13 protein-coding genes and 1 pseudogene are annotated in these 16815 nt (G+C 61.2%); 5 read left to right on the top strand and 9 right to left on the bottom strand.

The window, feature by feature from the left end; all coding sequences use genetic code 11:
* Positions 1–390: 390 nt before the first annotated feature.
* The 4 genes from RA167_RS15065 to RA167_RS15050 all read left to right on the top strand — a co-directional run bounded on the left by RA167_RS15065 (position 391) and on the right by RA167_RS15050 (position 6015).
* Positions 391–1662, top strand: coding sequence for a YadA family autotransporter adhesin (locus RA167_RS15065; RefSeq protein WP_175972490.1), 1272 nt, complete (start codon positions 391–393; stop codon positions 1660–1662).
* Between the two features lie 322 nt (positions 1663–1984).
* Positions 1985–2992 carry a GlxA family transcriptional regulator gene (locus tag RA167_RS15060; protein WP_076788709.1) on the top strand — a complete coding sequence of 336 codons (1008 nt, stop codon included), beginning with the start codon at positions 1985–1987 and terminating at the stop codon, positions 2990–2992.
* 46 nt (positions 2993–3038) lie between these two features.
* The gene (locus RA167_RS15055) at positions 3039–3938 is read left to right on the top strand and encodes an EAL domain-containing protein (protein WP_076788436.1); all 900 of its coding nucleotides are present in this window, start codon (positions 3039–3041) and stop codon (positions 3936–3938) included.
* Positions 3939–3960: 22 nt separating this feature from the next.
* A complete protein-coding gene (locus RA167_RS15050; protein WP_237574300.1) occupies positions 3961–6015 on the top strand; it encodes an LTA synthase family protein in 2055 nt (684 codons plus the stop codon).
* A 283-nt stretch (positions 6016–6298) separates the two neighbouring features.
* Here RA167_RS15050 and RA167_RS15045 read toward each other — a convergent pair whose 3' ends face one another.
* A complete protein-coding gene (locus RA167_RS15045) occupies positions 6299–6574 on the bottom strand; it encodes a hypothetical protein (protein WP_286133152.1) in 276 nt (91 codons plus the stop codon).
* Here RA167_RS15045 and RA167_RS15040 point away from each other — a divergent pair.
* A complete protein-coding gene (locus RA167_RS15040; protein WP_286133151.1) occupies positions 6554–7291 on the top strand; it encodes a helix-turn-helix domain-containing protein in 738 nt (245 codons plus the stop codon). The two genes, RA167_RS15045 and RA167_RS15040, sit on opposite strands and share 21 nt — an antisense overlap.
* A gap of 114 nt (positions 7292–7405) precedes the next feature.
* Here RA167_RS15040 and RA167_RS15755 read toward each other — a convergent pair.
* The 8 genes and pseudogenes from RA167_RS15755 to RA167_RS15005 form a co-directional block, all read right to left on the bottom strand.
* A pseudogene (locus tag RA167_RS15755) lies at positions 7406–7543 on the bottom strand (phasin family protein); the annotation flags it as partial.
* 58 nt (positions 7544–7601) lie between these two features.
* Complete coding sequence (locus RA167_RS15035; protein WP_076788431.1) at positions 7602–7808, bottom strand: hypothetical protein; 207 nt, start codon at positions 7806–7808, stop codon at positions 7602–7604.
* A gap of 900 nt (positions 7809–8708) precedes the next feature.
* A complete protein-coding gene (locus RA167_RS15030; RefSeq protein WP_076788430.1) occupies positions 8709–10559 on the bottom strand; it encodes an alpha/beta fold hydrolase in 1851 nt (616 codons plus the stop codon).
* Positions 10556–13066 carry a glycosyl hydrolase 2 galactose-binding domain-containing protein gene (locus RA167_RS15025; protein ID WP_076788428.1) on the bottom strand — a complete coding sequence of 837 codons (2511 nt, stop codon included), beginning with the start codon at positions 13064–13066 and terminating at the stop codon, positions 10556–10558. The genes RA167_RS15030 and RA167_RS15025 overlap by 4 nt, the downstream gene beginning before the upstream one ends.
* Before the next feature lie 71 nt (positions 13067–13137).
* On the bottom strand, positions 13138–14184 hold the full coding sequence (locus RA167_RS15020; RefSeq protein ID WP_237574308.1) for a DUF1839 family protein: 1047 nt from the start codon (positions 14182–14184) through the stop codon (positions 13138–13140).
* Between the two features lie 59 nt (positions 14185–14243).
* A complete protein-coding gene (locus RA167_RS15015; protein WP_076788424.1) occupies positions 14244–15209 on the bottom strand; it encodes an amino acid--[acyl-carrier-protein] ligase in 966 nt (321 codons plus the stop codon).
* Positions 15209–16462 carry an acyl-CoA dehydrogenase family protein gene (locus RA167_RS15010; RefSeq protein ID WP_139337210.1) on the bottom strand — a complete coding sequence of 418 codons (1254 nt, stop codon included), beginning with the start codon at positions 16460–16462 and terminating at the stop codon, positions 15209–15211. Before RA167_RS15010 ends, RA167_RS15015 begins: the two co-directional genes overlap by 1 nt.
* A complete protein-coding gene (locus RA167_RS15005) occupies positions 16459–16710 on the bottom strand; it encodes an acyl carrier protein (protein WP_076788423.1) in 252 nt (83 codons plus the stop codon). Before RA167_RS15005 ends, RA167_RS15010 begins: the two co-directional genes overlap by 4 nt.
* Positions 16711–16815: the final 105 nt, after the last annotated feature.

The raw sequence follows: 16815 nt of genomic DNA, 5'->3' as shown, positions 1-16815 counted from the left end.
GGAGGCGTGTGCTATGCAACGACTCCGGAGGTGCGTCAGCCGCCGTGATACACCGGTCGATCCGTGCCGTAACAGTCGATGTCTAATCGCATTTGCCTGGCGTGGCATTGGCGATATGTTGCTGGCTGGATGCGACTTATATGGCCTTTGTGAGCGGAATAATTTAATGAGCGTGCCCGATTTATTGGCAAATTGTGAAATTGCTCAACGAGTTGCATATGGCCTAGCCGACATATCCCTTTTGATTTCCGCACGAATATTCTTGTCCGATTGCATTCGGAAGTGCGTAGACATACATTCCGCTTACATCCCGTTCCGAGGTCAAGCGCCTACAAGGGGAGTCAAATGAGCGGATTTACGAGAGGACTCGGTTATGAAAGGCCAACGTTGATGCAACAGATCGCGTTCCAGTGTCGCTCGAATTACCCCCTATTTAGAGCATCGGGTAACTTGCGCATGCTTGGTATTGCTGTGGGAATAGCGCTCTCACAAGCGGTAGCGGCGGCGGATAATGTTTATGTTAATAATGGCGTCAGCCCGTTCGATCCTGCCTTTTCAAGCGCTGCGAGAAACGTCGTAGACCATTACACTGTTGACTTGTTATCTCCAGTAGTGTCGCCGCTTCCACGGCGCTTGGATTCCCGTAGCCAGCGTGACTTGACCAGTCCTGGCATTGAAGGCAACAATGGAAATGGGGAGCGACTTGTTACCCGCAAAAGTCAGCAAAGTCCGCAGCATCAGATCAGCCCTGAGCTAGTTTCGCGCCTAGACGGGATGGGTCGTCAAATTCGGGCGCTGATTGAGGAAGGTGCGGCAGCCCTTGTAATGCCTGCTCCTAAGATGATGGAGCCGAACTCCCCGTTGCCTCTGTATGTTCGTCCTGTGCAGCTGCCCCACGCGGGAGAGCGTGCATCCATGTTGGAGGAGGTCCATGAACTGGTCGATAAGGCGATATCGCAGTGGGAAGCGGCCAACGAAAACTCGGCGGCGATCAGTCAGCGGTTCGCCGCTGAAACGCACATGAAGAACGTCTACGCGCATTTGCTCAAGCGCGAGAAAGCAAAGGCGAGCATTGCTGCTGCACAACTGGCTCCTGCTGAAGACGGCAGCGTTGTTATCAATACACCTTCCCCCACAGGTTTAGTCGAGGCTGGACATCCGGACTCGGATCAGCCTGTGCCGAGCGGATCGATGTCCGGCGGTGAATCACTTAATTATGCCCTACATCCCGAATGGCTGCACTCATTGGTCGCCGAGATTATCTCAACAACGCCGTTGAGGTTGCCTCCGGGCATTAGCATCGATGACGCTCGCATGTCCGTCGGGGCGCCAGGTAGCGAACGCAAAATCGTCAACGTCGCGCGTGGCACTCATTCCACCGACGCAGTCAATAAGGGGCAGTTGGATGAGGCTGTTGCCCGCGTTGATGGCGACGCGTCCGCCGGCATCGCGTCGGCGATGGCCGTCGCCGGATTGCCACAACCCACTTCTGCTGGACGAAGCATCGCGACAGTATCCAGTGCGTCGTACCGCGGTAGGCCAGGCATGGCATTGGGCGTATCGCACGTGACGTCGGATAACCGTTGGGTGATGAAACTTGCCGCAAGTGCCAATGGACGAGGTTACTTCGGAGCGGTCGCGGCAGGCGGTTTTCAGTGGTGATGGAGCGGTCGATGGCTTGTAACACGACGTCGCGTGCGGTCCGGATCGATGAGGCTTCCCCCATCCGGCGCGTGCTTGACGCGGCGACGGAGCCGAATCGCAGCACAGGCAACCGCGCGAGTCTGGGTCTGTGGGCATGTCGTGGCAGCCCGCTATGGCGCCGGCCCAATGCCAGGGGTGCTTGCCGAAAGATGAAAGCAAATTAGCGGATACCCGCCATTAGTTTTCGTTCATCCGACGCGCAACGTTCGAAAACCGGCAATGAAGCTTACGATGCATGTTGATGCATTGGCTCTTGCCAAAGATAGTTTTGACAGGCCATATGGGATACTTAAGACATACAGAGTTATTGGAGGAAGTCAGGGGCGACGTCGGGGTAGCCAAAGCCTCAACCGACCGGGTCGTCGTGATCTTTCTCTACGAGTCATTCTCGCTGGCGGACGTCGCTGCCGTGGCGGATGTGCTTAGCGTCGCTAACCGGGTGCTGGAGCGCAGCAGTGAATGGCGCAACCGCTACGTGGTCAGGCTGATGTCCACGCGTGGCGGCGTGATGGCCTCGACCTCCGGCATTCGTGTGTGGACGGATGGGCTAGACGCTCGCTATTTCGGCGCTTCCACGGATACGGTGCTCATTGCCGGCGGCCCAGGCGCTCGCGCGGCGTCTGAGGATTTCGGGCTGGTCGGCTGGTTGCGTAAAATCGGTCCGTCCACACGGACCGTGTGTGCAGTGGGCGAGGGCTCAATGGTGTTGGAAGCAGCCGGCGTGCCTGCTTGGCCTGAGCAAAGTCTGCGGCGTATTCGCTCCTCGCCAAAGCCGGGGCCTGCGTCCGGTTGTGTTTCGGACTGCTATCGATCTAACGATGGCTTCTTTACTGCGATGTCGCTGGTTTCGCGCGATTACAGCCAAGAGGTTGTCCGGGACGTAGCTGAGTTTCTGATGCCCCGTTGTGCGCGCCGCGTTATCGAATGGATGGGGCATCCGACCGCGGCAGTCAGCGACACGATTCGCGCCGCGGCGCGTCGGTTGCAGTCTGGATGCGAGCGCGCCTTATCGATTTCAGATGCAGCACGGGCAGCCGCCATGAGCGAGCGTAATTTCCTGCGCCGTTTCAAGCTAGAAATGGGTATTACGCCGTCGGAGTTCCTGCTCCGTTGCCGCTTGGAAAAGGCATGCGAATTGCTAGTCCGCTCAGACTTACCGGTCGACAAAATTGCCCGCCGTACCGGCTTGGGCAGCGGTGTGCGGCTGGCGACATTGTTCCGTAAGCGCATGTTCACGTCGCCGACGTCTTACCGAAACGCCGCCCGCAGGCGCATGGATCAACCCTGATCGTCTTGCGCGCGGTCAGACGCGCAGCGCGCGACGCAACCAACGGATGAGCGCGGCCGCGACGGGCGACGCTGTATTATGGAGGCGGCTTACCCGAGTCACGGGTGAACGGATGATCATGGATATGCAAAGCAGCCTGCGCAGGGAGCTGGATATCTACACCAGGCGTTCCAAGGCGTTGGCTGAAGCAGCATGGATCGATGCCAGCCGCGTGATCGATCTCATCGCCCGCGATGGCTTGGATGTGCGCTATGTACCTAAGATCGCCGCGTCGAACTTGCAGTGCGTCGGATTCGAGGCTCTGGCCCGCCTCAAAGGTACGTTCGGGCGTGCCGGAACGGACAGCTTCCTCGGTTGCCTGGAGCGCGCTGGTATCGTCAGCCCAGTGGATGTGTGGCTCTGTGAAGAAGTCGAGCGGGCCATTGGTCGATGGGCGCAGCGCGAGATGTACCCGGCTGTCTCGATCAAGCTTCATTCGGATACGATGGCATGCGGTCCGGCATTTGACGAAGTGATCAAGGCGTTGCGCTACTTGAATGTCGAGATAGAACTCGGTGCGGGTGTGTCGCTTGCCAAGGACAGCACACTGAGTTGTGTTGGGCGCTTGCGTGACAGCGGTGCAAGAGTGATTATTAATGACTTCGGCGTCGGCTATACGAACTACCAGCGATTTGCCGGCACGCATTTCGACTCGGTAAAACTGGATAAGGACCTTATTTGCGGATTGGATTGCGCCCGAGGGCGCGTCGTTCTCGCCGGCGCGTGCGATCTGTGTCGGAAACTCGGTTTGAAAGTCATCGCGGCAGGCATCGAGACGCAGAACCAGTTGGAAATCGCCAGAACGCTGGATATCGATTTCTTTCAAGGCCTATATTTTGGACCGGAGTTGTCGTGGGACGAGGCGAGCGAGTATTTTGCCATGCAGCGCGTGCGTCACACGGCCTGAACGGTCAAGCTGGGCAAATATTATGCGCTCGTTGAGATTTGCCAGATCCGCGCTCCTCGTGCTGATAGCAGGCAGCGTCAGCTTTGAGGCATTTCGTACTGCTTATCTATTTTACTACGGTGGCGCTGCACAAGTGTTCGACCACGGCGCCGAGACGTTGCACGCGCTGTGGATGGGTTGGCGATTTGACTTAAGGGTGCTGTCGATCGCGATCCTGGTGGTGCTGCTGCCCGTCTTTGTGGTGACGAAGTGGCGCCCCCTTAGGCGTGCCGCCGGGCTGCTGCAGCGCCTGTCCATCGCAGCGATACTGCTGTGCGTGAACCTCGGCTCCGCTTGCCAATTCTATTACTACGATTTCTATGGCAGCCCATTTAATCCGATGGTGTTTGGGTTGCTGGGTGCCGATCCGTGGGGAACACTGGTGGCGGCGCGAAGTCAGTACCCGGTCGTGCGATGTGCACTACTGATGGCTCTCGTTACCGCTTTGCAGATGTGGGTCATCCTGCGGCTTTCCGGGAGCGCGCGTGTCGATCGAAACGGGCAAGCGCGGCCTCGCGAACGCATGCGTTGCGTGCTGGACGGCGCAGTGCTGGTCGTATTACTGCTCGGCTTGGCCCGTGGTGGCCTGGGCGAGGCTGCGCTCGGCTCGCGCGAGGCGGAGATTTCCACGCGTGCATGGATCAATGACTCGGTGCGCAACGCAGCACAGGCGCTATACGACGCCTATGCCGACCGGCGCAGCCAAGCCAAAATCGACGAAGACCCCGCATGCCAATTGGCGCGCTATGGGTTCCGCTCTACCGATGAGCTGGCCCGCGCGGTCGGCGCCGCCTCCGGTGCGCCGCCGGATCTGGAAAGCGTGGTGTTCCGCCGCACTCCGGAGAACCGATTTCTGGCCGCGCATCCACCCCATGTGGTTTTCGCGCTGATGGAATCATGGGGCGCGCATCCGCTCGAATTCAGCACGGCCTCCACCGACCTGGCGGGCGTGATGGCAGAGCACTTGCAAAGCGATTACCTGTTCCGCAATGTTTTCCCCGCTCGGCTTGGCGGCCACGCGGCGCTCGAGGTGCTATTGCTCAACTCGCCGGTCTCGCCGCTGACGCAAGGTGACCAGGGGTTTGTCACGTATTCGACATCGGCCGCGCTGCCATTCAAGACCAAGGGCTATCGAACCGTGTTCGTCTATGGCGGCAGCGGTGCGTGGCGATCAGTGTCGCGTACGATGCGGCGTCAGAACTTCGACGAAGTGTACGACATGGCAGACATCATTGGCAGGTACCCGGATGCAAAACGCACGATCTGGGGCGTGTACGATGAGTACCTGTTTCGATTCGCGTTCGATTTGCTTGCCACTCGTGACGCGCTGGGCCAGAAGATCCTCCTGTTCGTCATGAGTACGACGAACCGCCCCCCTCACGTCGTGCCGAGTCATTATTTACCTCCGCCGCTGGACTTGAGCGACATGCGCCGGCATTTCGCGGCCGATTTCGACAAGGGTAGCCGTATGGTGCAGACGTATCAGTATGCCACTCACCAACTGGGCATGTTCGTCAGCCGGGTCGAGGCCGCACCGTTCGGCAGCAAGACTATTATCGCGGCAACCGGCGATCACAACATGCGCGGGCTGTTTCGGTATCAGCGGCCGGAGCAGAGCCGGGAGCTGTATCGTGTACCGGGTTTCTTCCGTGTGCCGCCGCCGTACCGTCCCCGCTTCGTGCCGGATCTGGAGCGATACGCCGGGCACGCAGATTTCTTTCCGACACTGTATCATCTCGCGTTGTCCGACGCGCGCTATCCGGCGTTCGGGCACAGTTTGTTTGCGCCCGCCCCGCAGACCGAGCAATTTGCCGTGATCGGCTTCAAGACGATGTTCAGCCGCGACGGCGCGATGATGCCGCTGGTCGGCGAGCCAGCCGCATTCCGCTGGCAGGGCCCCACGTACGCGCTTGTGCCGGATGAGGCACCATCAACGCTGCTGCGCGAGCAGGCCGCACGGGCGCGGGCGCGGATCGCGCTGGCGGACTGGTACGTGCGCTACCAGGTCATTCGTGCGCGCACGGGAGAAGGATACTGACTGATAACGTGTTGGCTGCGGCGCAGGCTGATGCGCCGCTTCAGGTTCCCGTCACGTTGCGGCCGCAGTACGCTGCGCAACTGCTACGATTCGCAGTCTGAGACATGCTCAGCTTGCACGGTACGTGCAAATCGACTACGGCCGGGAGATGGCGCTCATTGCGTGCACGCAGTAGGACACGCGCCCGGTTATTCATGGCGTGGCGCGAGCGGGAACTGATTCGGACAACGACAAGGCTGAGTTCGCGAATGTTGTTGTTTGCGCGGGACTGTGGGTTTGCGCTTCACAGCGACGATCCGGAGGTCGTCGAAGTCGAATTGCCGCTTCGGTAGCGGGAGCGCCACTCCTTTGTGGCATCGGGAGCTTCGCCGCGACGGGCGGCAACCGTATGCGTCACGCGGTCGCATTCACGGCGCGGGGCGCGATTCATGCCGCCGGCATCGGTATAATTTGCGCCATGATTCTCTCCATAGCTGAACACCATGCCGGGCCGCCTGCCGATGCTGCACATCGCGCAAATGTGGCGAACTGTCACAGCGTGCATCACGTCGACGAGCATGTCGCGGTCAACAGCGGCGAATCGATGCGGCGCGACGTGTCGCGCTGCTCGGGCTGTGCATTGCGCAATCTGTGCTTGCCGCCGGAATTATCGAGCGACGACATCGAGCAGTTTCATCAGGTCGCCAGCATGAAGCGTCTGGTGCGCCGTGGCGACGTGCTGTATCGTTGCGATGATCCATTTCGCAATATCTTTGCCATCAAGACCGGCTCGTTCAAGACGGTCATGGTGCTGCGCGATGGTCGCGAGCAGGTTACCGGCTTTTACTTGCCGGGCGATGCGCTAGGCCTCGATGGTGTGTGTTCGGACCGCCATCGTTGGGATGCCGTTGCGCTCGAAGACAGCCTGGTGTGTACGGTGTCGTTTGCTCGGCTCGAGGCGTTCTGTCATCGGCAGCCGGCGATGCAGCGGCATCTGCACCGGATGCTCAGTGGAGAGATCGTGCGCGAATCCGGGCTTAACGTATGGCTGGGCACGATGAACGCCGCGGAACGCGTGGCGGCGTTCTTGCTGAACCTATCGAAGCGCTTCGCCGTGCGGGGTTATTCGCCGAACGAGTTTCAATTGAGGATGACTCGGGCGGAGATGGGCAGTTATCTGGGTTTGAAACTCGAAACCGTGAGCCGGATATTGTCCGGCTTCAGCCGGGCAGGGCTGGTCGACACGCAGGGCAGGAACATTCGAATCCTTAATGCGACTGCGCTCGCCGCCGTCTAGGCGCGCCGCTGCCCGCTTGGACGGGGGCGCTGCCTGGCGTGCCGATGAGGGAGTGACCCATTCGCGCACGCCGGTGACGGACCACGCCTGCCGCGTGGCTTGTTGAATCTGTTGCAGTGTCGTACGCCAAGCCTGCGAGTTCAACTCCGTCACCTTTTCGACACCATCGAAAACTTTGCCGGCTAACCCGAACAGCGTATTGATACCGGATTTTTGCGCAGCGGCAAGTTGTTCCGTGATCACGAGACTCATGACTAGGCTTGTTGGACGTTAGAGGCGGACGCGGGCTCGGATGGCTTGGCCGGCGGAACTACGCGGAAAATCGCACACGCGAGCATGCGTCGAGGATCGACTGGCCAACTCGCGTCAGCTGCGGCGAACGGCCGCCGGAGGCCTGATCGTGTAATACGACGAGTTGGCGCTCGAGCAGCGTGCCAAGTTCGGCGCGACTCAGATCGATCTGGTCTGGCGAGTGCTTGATGAGCATGAGGGTCGCGAATTCGTGTGGACTCAACATTTTCGGCTCCTGACTAACAACCCCGGTTCTGTAAAAATGACTTGGCTCGCAAAAAATCCGGTTAAATATGCCAATTTTCCTCGGCGGCTGGAAAACAATTCTTCTCCCACCATTGGACGGAATTTTTGACTGTGTCCAATGGATTAACCGCAGCGAGTAGGTATTAATTGCAGCCTGGACAGAATAATGTGCTGGCTCGAATTGCGTTGCACCACAAACGTTTTACGACGCCAGGAGCGCATATTAATCTTCTCTAAATCGCACCGCAATAGCTGAAGAAAAATTATACGGTTGCTTAAATCACGATGTGATGAATGGACAAGCGCAGGAACCGTTTGAATGAGGTAAATGAACGGCAGAGCGCGGACTGGGGCTTGTATGTGGACACCTCGGCATCTAACAGGCGTTTGAAACAAGCATCCTGCTGCCGTTCATTGATACGGAAATGCGGAGCGGTGGGATGCCGCAGGGATGCGACGTATTGAATCTTGAAATAATGCTACGCAGCTAATTAACTTGCTATTAATGGACACGGCAAATTTATCGCGCGCTGCGTTTACTTTACGACAGCATGGGAGAGACGACGCTCGAAGGACTGGGATACCACCCGAGTTGTTAGATTCCCATAATCAACACCCGCCAGAGTACTTCATTCGTGGCACGAGGCAAACGCCCTGCTCGCGGAGGGCGACAATGAAGAGGCAATCTCGACAGCCTGGAGGAGCTTGAAGCGCGCGCGACTACTGGCTTAGGCATATGTAATGCCAAGCACTTTCCCTGCGGTTATCCAGAATCTTCTGTACGAACTTCCGTGCCATGGCTGGCATGCTCCGATACTCGCTGGAATCAGGCGAAAGCAGCCAGCAATGTGCGCTGCTTCGTGCCGATCCACTGCGCGAACTATTGGACATGCATTGAGGCAGTCGCCGAACGGGAGGTGGTAGCGGGCGCTGGTCTATGCAAGCCGCTCATGCCGCAAGGTTCGGCGCTCCAGTGCATCAACGTGTGTATGCATAGTTGAATGATCGCATCGGCGCCTTGTGTACCATACACCGAGTGATCGAGTTGCGCGATGGTTTGCACGTCGATCTGCCGTTGCCTGCGAAATGCCCGGTGAGCAGGCCCGAAGTGACGGGACAGTTCGTCCAGTCCCGGGTCGAACTCGCCATAGACCAATAGTGCCTTCACACCACGGCGCGCCAACGCGTGCATCACCCCGCGCTCGGAGTGAGCCGGCGGGCGCCAACCTGCCCGTTCGAGCAGCCGCATTGCTGGCACGCGTAGCTTGGCGGCCGTCAGCCGTACGAGCGCCTTGACAACGGGGCGCAGGTCACGCCGGCGTCGCAATAGGCTTTTCCACTTCTGCGGGTTGCGTGCTGACGCGAGGTAGCCGCGTGCCGAATTGGTCTGCTGAGCAATCGCGTCTGCGAGCGTCAAGCCGGCCGGCCAGATGAACCGGGGCAAGTTGATCACGATCATCCCGGTGACGGCCGCCGAACGCGATGCAGCCTGAAGCGACGCATACGCACCCGAGCAGATACCGAGCGCCACGACATCGCGGTATCCCTGTTCCACGAGCCAGTCCGCGGCCGCAACCACGTCCGTTACGGCTTGGTCAGAGTACGGGACGACGGATTGGTCGTCCAGCACGCAGGCGCCACTGTCGCCGACGCCGCTCACGTCCACGCGCAACGAGGCGATGCCGTGGGCTGCGAGTTGCCGCGCGACACGCACCGCGAGTCGTGCATCGGCACTGCGAGGATTGGAGGCGGTCGTGACGAACAGCAACGCCGGCATGCCCGAGCGGCCCGGCATCGGGGTGGCCGGCCGACACAGCGTTCCGATCAGCGGTGCGGCGCCGATCTGTACGGTGCTCTCGGTGGCGTCGGGCAGCACCAGGTGCGCACCCGTCGTACGCAACGAAGCGGCCGGTTCTGGCATAGGTTGCGCCACGGGGGCATCCTGCATTTGCCGCGTGGCGATCCATGCGACGCTCGCTTCGATGGTGGCGAGCGGCAGTCGGGAGCGGATGCTTTCGACCAATGTCGTGGCGGACTCGGGAAACGGCTGCACGGTGGTCTGGACGCCACGCGCCTGCAACGCCGTTTGCAGCACGGCACTGTCACCACGATCGGTATCGATGAGCAGTACGGAGCGTGGTAGCGAAGCCGCGCCCCCGATGGCGGCGCACAGGTCAATTGCTCGCAACGCGGCGACGAAGTCAGCAGGATAGCGATGCCCGAGCACGCTCAGGCAGGGCTCTTTCGCATGGGCCTGCTGCACTGCGGGCGGCGTCGTGTCCAGCCATTGACGCTCGACCATGGCTACTTCGCGCATATAGGCACGCCCTCGCACGACGGGCGACAGTGCGACGAGTGCATCGACCTGCAGGGCGGCAGGTGTATCCATCGTGCAGGCCAATAGCGCCATGGCGGCACCGGTGCGCAGGCCGACCAGCGTCACATCGGTCAACTGCGCATGGGCGCGCAGTGCGTGCACAGCCCGGCCGATACTGGCAATGCTTTTGTCAAACCGGCCGCTGTCCAGGTCGTCGCCCGCCGAGTCGCCGCAGCAGGGGTAGTCGAACCGCAGCGCCCAGATGCCCTCGCGCGCCAGCCGCTGCGCTAGCGCACGCATCAGCTTGTGGGTCCACAGACCTTCGTGGCCGACGGCGGCGCACAGCACGACGCCTCGTGACGAGCGTCCTTCGTGCAGCCATCCGACGCAATTATCGAATGTAATTGGTATCACGATGGTTTCCTCAAGCGAATGACTTTGTTGGAATTGACGGCGCGTATCTCAATCGTTCCCGGGCCGTCGTGCGTGTCCAGATGCGGGGTTCCCAAGTAAAATGACATAAGAGGGGAGTGCAAGGGTGTCGATTCCGGCAGCAGCGGGATAGACACGTTCGCGCCGGGCGCCAGATGGAACCAGTCGTCCTTCGGCAGCAGACCTGGCGCAGTGATCTGCACATAGCGCGCGCTCGCGCGCGTGCCGACATTGATCCACCATTGGCCGTCACGCTGTTCCAGCGAGGCGTTCAAACCGATATCGTCGCGTTCGAAGACGGCCGGCGCGGTACGTTCGGGGAAATAGAACGATTGCGCGAGCAGCCGCTCCTCGTGGTCGTACAGCGATGCGATGACCGTGTCATGTTCGCGCGGGCCAAACCGATACGCGTAGGTGAAGTCGAAGAAGCGCCCTAGGCACTGCGCCGCGCTGACCTGGAGTGCACCGTGCGGTTCGATATGAAGATCGCAACGGGCCCGTGTGACCGGCACGACGGCGTCGCGCAACGCGACCAATTCCAGCCGTCCCCGCAACGGGGCGGGGCCGTCGTTGAACACGTGTACGTCCAGTCCATTCAACCCCTCGTCACACAGGCACACTTGCTGCGGTTGGAGCACGTGCTTGAGTGCATACCAGGTCGACTTGGGACGCCGGAACGCGTCCACGATGCCCCATCCGGCGCCTGGCATCACGTCCTGGAATTGCCACAGTAGTGCGCCCGTGCAGCTGGACGCAGTGCGGCGCCATTCCACCATTATCTCGGATACGACGTCGGCGAGCACGGCTCGCGATAGTTCGAGGTAGCGTGACGGATCCTGTCCCCTGAGCCGCGCCGGGTCTTGCCCATACAGCTCGCGCAAATAATGATCGCGCACATCGTCGAAATCCCATGGCGCGCCGGGATCGCGCGGCACGGCCATTTTCCACGCGATTTCGTGCACCGACGGCGAGCCGATTGCGGCGAGCGTTGCATCGGCGGGAACGTGTGCAAACGCTAGGCATTCGCTGGCGAAGCGGACCGCTGCGCGGCGCGCATCGTCCAAGGGCCGCAGATAGGCGCCGACCCCGTAGTAATGCGAGATGCCCGTGCGGGGATAAAATGGCAGTACCTGCCCGGACGGCGTGTCCGATACGTACGGTACGTCGCCCCGATGTGTCGCGGCAAGCTCGGCGAGCAAGCTGGCAGTCAACGGCATATCGCGCTGCTCGTCACTCAGGCCGACCATTGACGCTTGCTGCGCGATTTCGCTGCCTCCGCATAGCACGGCCAATGAAGGGTTGCCTGCCGTACGCGCGAGAAACTGGCTGGCTTCCAGCTTTACCGATGTGACGAAATCAGGAGCGGTGCACGGATAGTCGAAATTGGCGAACATGAAGTCTTGCCAGACCAGCAGGCCCAGCTCGTCGCACGACGCATAGAACGCGTCGTCTTCGTACGTCATGGTGCCACCGACGCGGATCATGTTGAAGCCGGCGTCCCGGGCCAGCGTTAACCACGTGCGATAGTCGTGCGCGGACACGCGCAACCCCAGCGGATCGGCGGTGCTCCAGCACGCGCCTCGCACGAAGATCGGCAGCGCGTTGACGGACAACGCGAAGCCCTGGCCGTCGTGGCCGCGCGTGACCTCGATGGCACGGAATCCGACGTATCCCAGGGCCACGGTCGTGTCGCCCAGGTGCAGCGAGACGGCGTAGCGCGCTGGTTCGCCATGCGTGTGCGGCCACCATCGCTTGGCGTTTGGCACGGTGAGCCGCGCGCGCAGCGTGAACCGGTCGTGGCGTTGCAGGCGTACATGATGGCCCTCGCAGTCCAGGACCGCGTCCAAATGGCCGGAAACCGGTGCGGCAAATGTGATGGTCGCCTCCACGATTCCATCGCGGCCTTCGATCGAGGCGCTCAGCTTGTGGTGCACGATCTGCGCGGCCGTATCGGCGTCAGCGTTGATGACGGCCACGGCGCCCCACGGGCCGATTGGCTCGATGCGCGGAAACCAGCCTGGCATATGGCCGAACAGCGAGATTCGTACCGCCCGCAGTGCTGGCGCATCGACCAGGCGCGTGCGCCAGCGGGCGCGGCGGGGCGCGGGCATGGTATCGAGGTGGCGGGCCAGTGACCGAAAGCATAGATACAACGCGCTATCCTCGGGCAGCGGGTCGATGTGCACCTGCTGCGAGACGAACATGTTCGTCGACTGCAGCAGCAAAGTGTCGTTCAGCCAGACCTGCGCGATGCCCGCCAACCCGTCAAACCGTATCAGGCGGGCGCCGCCGCGTCGCAGCGGTAGCCGGTACCAGTGGTCGTATTCACCCAGCCGGCTTGTACCCAGCGGGGTGAGCCGGTTCGCGGCCGCGAGTGCCTGGCCGACGGTCCCAGGCACGGGCGCGTCGATCCACTGCGATGCATCCACGTGCGGCAGATCGCTTGGTCGGGTAGCGGTGTCGGCCGGGGTAGTGCACAAGCGCCACATAGGCGAAGCCGCGCGCCCATGAACAGTTCCGGGGCCGGCAGTGCTGCGCCCGGCCGGGGCAGGCTGCGGATTCATTGCAACGAGGACCTGGCGTCGGGGCGGGCCGTGTTCGAGTCGTGGCACAGCCGTGGCGGTGCATCGTTGTCGCCCAACCGCACACCCAGTTCGTCAATCAACGACCCGTACGCGTGCTCGATGGTTTCCAGCGTACTTTCGCAACGGTCCTCGTTGCGTCGCGCGCAAGCCCTGGCGAGCCGGAATTCGAGCACCATCGCCTCGGAGGCGATCGTGTTGCAGGCGGCCACGCAAGCGGTAAAGGCCCCGTTGCCGTCGGTACCGTTCGCATCGGGTGCGTCCAGCCATCGCAGGCAGCGGCCCAGTAGCTCGAAGTTCGCACCGAGTTGACGCAACGTGTTGAATGAATACGAATGAAAGTACGAGATCGGGCGCGATGCGATGACTGCAGCGTCTTTGGCAAGCGCAGCCCGAAACGCGGCGATCGGGCTACTGGCGGGGCGGCGTTTGAAGTGCCGCGTCAGCAGCGAGAGCGCGGTTTCGTGCAGTGCCGGGCCGCGCAACGGCTCGAAGCGCCGCTTCGCGCATTCGACGTAGGGCGCCAGCGACGTACTGGAGCTGATGTCGAACAGCCCACGATAGTCGTCACCGGCGGCCCGATAGTATCCAGCGTTATGGAAATAGCCGATTTCGCCAGCTTGCAAGTCGATCGCGTCGATGCCGATGGTCGTCTTCGTGTGCTCGCGTTGATAACTGATGCCACGGGTGTCGGGCAGATGCCACGCGTCCACCTCGACCAGCATCACGTTGCCGCGTCGGACCTGCTGCTCAATATGGTACGGCAGTGGCTCGAAGATGGCGTGCTCTTGCACGACAATCCCGTACAGCCGCTCTAAGTCTTCCAACGGCACCTTGAAAAAGGTGAACTGGTCCCCCTCAAAGTCTTGCGTGACTGTGAAGGACAGCATGGCATGGGGCTCGAAACCCCATTGTGACAGCAGCTCAATCCACAGGTCGACGTAGCAATTGGTCTGCTTCCAGACCATGGTTGAGTCATGTAGCGCGTGCGGACGATAGCCAGCCGGGTCGCGCGGCAACGTCATCGGCAGCGCTGGCCGTGTGAGTGCGTGCGGCGTGGCCATGGGCGAGACGACGTCATTCATTAGCTCCCCCACAGCGCGTTGCGTACCGATTCTGGCCACGCCTGCACACCGAACCCATGATGCTTGAACAGTCCGAGCGCCAGGCGTTCCATGCCGAAACCTACACAACCGGTATGCGCGACGCCGGCATCGCTCGTCTTAATGCCCCACAGCAGGCCGAAGTGGTCCATGTGGTAGTTGAAGCTCAGGCAGGCAGTGAGTCGGGTGTTGCTCTCGATCGGCACCAGCATTTCGAATTTCAGGTTTTGCTCACGCTGGCTCGACGCGGCAATGCGGCCGCCGCGGCCAAAGAATGGGTCGTTGGCCAAGTCTACTTCGTGCGGCAGCGCCAGTATCGCCATCATTCGCTTGCCACGCTCGATCCACTCGGTGCGAAATGCCAGGATCTGATCTGGCGTACCCAGGCGCACATACTCGCGCATGCGAAACAGCTGCATCCGGGTTGCGTCCAGCGACGGCTCGTGGCGAAAGCAATACGAGAACAGATCCAGCGTCCTGCCCTGCGGTGGCAGCGCGCCGCGCCGCGCGATGACCGGATAGGCGGGATAGCATGCAGCCGGCGTCATGACCACGTAGGTCGGCTTTTGGAACTCGGTCCAATCCTCGCCCCGGTCCAGGCATTGCAGCACACGTTGATGCTCGTGCTCCGAGCCGCAGAAGCTATGGACCGTCCCGGCGAGCTGCGGAAATCCCTTCAGGTATTCGCTATGCTCAAAATCGGTCCGGTTCATTGCGGGCGGAAAGCGCAGTACCTCGGCGTGCTGATCAGCGCCCAGGCGCGTGACCAATGCATCGATGGCCCCGATCACGTTCTCGAACACTTCGCTCCTGCCATACAGGCCTTGCACGCCCATCGGGATTAACAGGCCCGCGTCCACGAGCGCATCGCGTAGTGCGTTCACGCCGTGCCGATCATCGATGTCGGCCGCGTGCGCCGGTGGGTTTTGCAACGTGATATCACCCATTATTCTTTCTCCAGCGAAGCGGGCCGTTGCGCCAGCAATAGGCTGGCCGTATTGGCATCGATACGGTCATTGTTGATCATAAGGGGTGCAGAATAGAGATCGCGAATGTGCCGGCTCAGCGTGAACGGCGTGCCGTTCTTGTACGCCGCCATGCCGCAAATCATCACCGCATGCATCACGACCTGTAGCGCGGTGATGGACACGTAAGTCTTGAGCGTGTTGATCTGAGCCGCGTCTGCCATTGTCTCGGACCACGAGCGCGTGGCCGATGCGCTGGCGCGCGCGTGGACGCGCAGCGCGCTGTCGATGCGTCCCTGCATGGCTTGCAGCAGGCCGAGCGCTTCGGCGATTCGACTACCGGCGGGCGATGCGCCGGTCGGCTTGTCTTGTGCCTGTGTGCGGAAGTAGCGATGCGCGCGGGAAAACGCGTCGCTGGCGATGCCGGTCCACAGTGACGACCACAGAATGTGGGAGGCCGGCACCATCGTGCGCTCGGCGATCTCGCCGAACGGTACGGGGAAGACCTGTTCCTGGCGGCCGCGCGACTCGAGCACGAAGCCTTCGCTGCACGTGCCCCGCATGCCGAACGTATCCCATCCGCTGCGGCGAGTCAGGGTCGTGTCGTCTTTCAAAATCGTCACGAGCACCTGCTCCACGGCCGGCGCGTCCGGCGAGCGCCGGGCGGTCGTCAGAATGGCGTCGGCATAGGCGCCGTAGGAGATCGTCGGCGTGCGCTTGTGCAATGTGAACGCACCGTCGCCGTCGGGTTCGATCGCGCAGCGGCTGTTGCGCAAATTGCCGCCCACGCCATCTTCGGACGTCGCGGACGCCAGCAGCCACTCATGCTCGGCAACCTGTCGGAGAAACCCGCGATGCCACGGCACCGACATCGCATGTTCCAGTACGCAAATCACTTCGATCTGATGCATCGCGTAGATCATCGCGGCGGACGAGCACGCATGGCCGAGAATGCGGCACGCTGAAGCGACCGCTTCCAGCGACGCGCCCATGCCGCCCAACTCGACGGGCACCATCGCGCCGAGCAGCCTATGCTCGCGCATGGCGTCGATGGCTTCGCTTGGGAATCTGGCTTCGCGGTCCACGGCATCGGCGAAACGCGCCGCGACCTGCGCCACCGCGATCGCGGCTTGGTCCAACGCGTGCTCGCCGGCGCCCGACGGGTGCGCGTCAGGTTCGGGCAATGCAATGGCGTGCACCGGCTCACCACCGTTGGCGGATTGGATAACGCTCATGCTGATTGCACGTCGCGCTGCAATTGCGAGACGGCCTCAGCCAGTGAATCGATGCTCTGAAACAGATGGCGATTCAGCATGCGGTCGGGAATTTCGACGTTGAAGTGTTTTTCGATCGCAAGCATCAATTGAATCGTGTTCAGCGACGACAAACCTGCTTCGTAGAGGTCGTCACTGTCGGAAAGGCGGTCAACGGATAATTCCAGGTGAGCGACTTCCTGGATGATCTGTCTTAATTCGTTTTTCATCGGATGCTCCGGTATCAATCATTTTCCGGCTCGGGTCGTCCAAATCCCGGCGGCGGCACTCCCCGTGCGCGAAGCTAGTAGACCAGTCCGTACTCGCGAGATCTG

This window comes from Mycetohabitans endofungorum (assembly GCF_037477895.1).
Taxonomy (GTDB): Bacteria; Pseudomonadota; Gammaproteobacteria; order Burkholderiales; family Burkholderiaceae; genus Mycetohabitans.
Note: the sequence above shows the minus strand (reverse complement) of the source record. Positions and strands in the feature narration are given on the sequence as shown.

Excerpts from the sequence above, each read along its gene's own strand:
- RA167_RS15065 (WP_175972490.1), top strand. The coding sequence starts at position 391 with ATGCAACAGATCGCGTTCCAGTGTCGCTCGAATTACCCCCTATTTAGA.
- RA167_RS15060 (WP_076788709.1), top strand. The coding sequence starts at position 1,985 with ATGGGATACTTAAGACATACAGAGTTATTGGAGGAAGTCAGGGGCGAC.
- RA167_RS15055 (WP_076788436.1), top strand. The coding sequence starts at position 3,039 with ATGAGCGCGGCCGCGACGGGCGACGCTGTATTATGGAGGCGGCTTACC.
- RA167_RS15050 (WP_237574300.1), top strand. The coding sequence starts at position 3,961 with ATGCGCTCGTTGAGATTTGCCAGATCCGCGCTCCTCGTGCTGATAGCA.
- RA167_RS15045 (WP_286133152.1), bottom strand. The coding sequence starts at position 6,574 with ATGCTCGTCGACGTGATGCACGCTGTGACAGTTCGCCACATTTGCGCG.
- RA167_RS15035 (WP_076788431.1), bottom strand. The coding sequence starts at position 7,808 with ATGTTGAGTCCACACGAATTCGCGACCCTCATGCTCATCAAGCACTCG.
- RA167_RS15025 (WP_076788428.1), bottom strand. The coding sequence starts at position 13,066 with ATGTGGCGCTTGTGCACTACCCCGGCCGACACCGCTACCCGACCAAGC.
- RA167_RS15020 (WP_237574308.1), bottom strand. The coding sequence starts at position 14,184 with ATGACGTTGCCGCGCGACCCGGCTGGCTATCGTCCGCACGCGCTACAT.
- RA167_RS15015 (WP_076788424.1), bottom strand. The coding sequence starts at position 15,209 with ATGGGTGATATCACGTTGCAAAACCCACCGGCGCACGCGGCCGACATC.
- RA167_RS15010 (WP_139337210.1), bottom strand. The coding sequence starts at position 16,462 with ATGAGCGTTATCCAATCCGCCAACGGTGGTGAGCCGGTGCACGCCATT.
- RA167_RS15005 (WP_076788423.1), bottom strand. The coding sequence starts at position 16,710 with ATGAAAAACGAATTAAGACAGATCATCCAGGAAGTCGCTCACCTGGAA.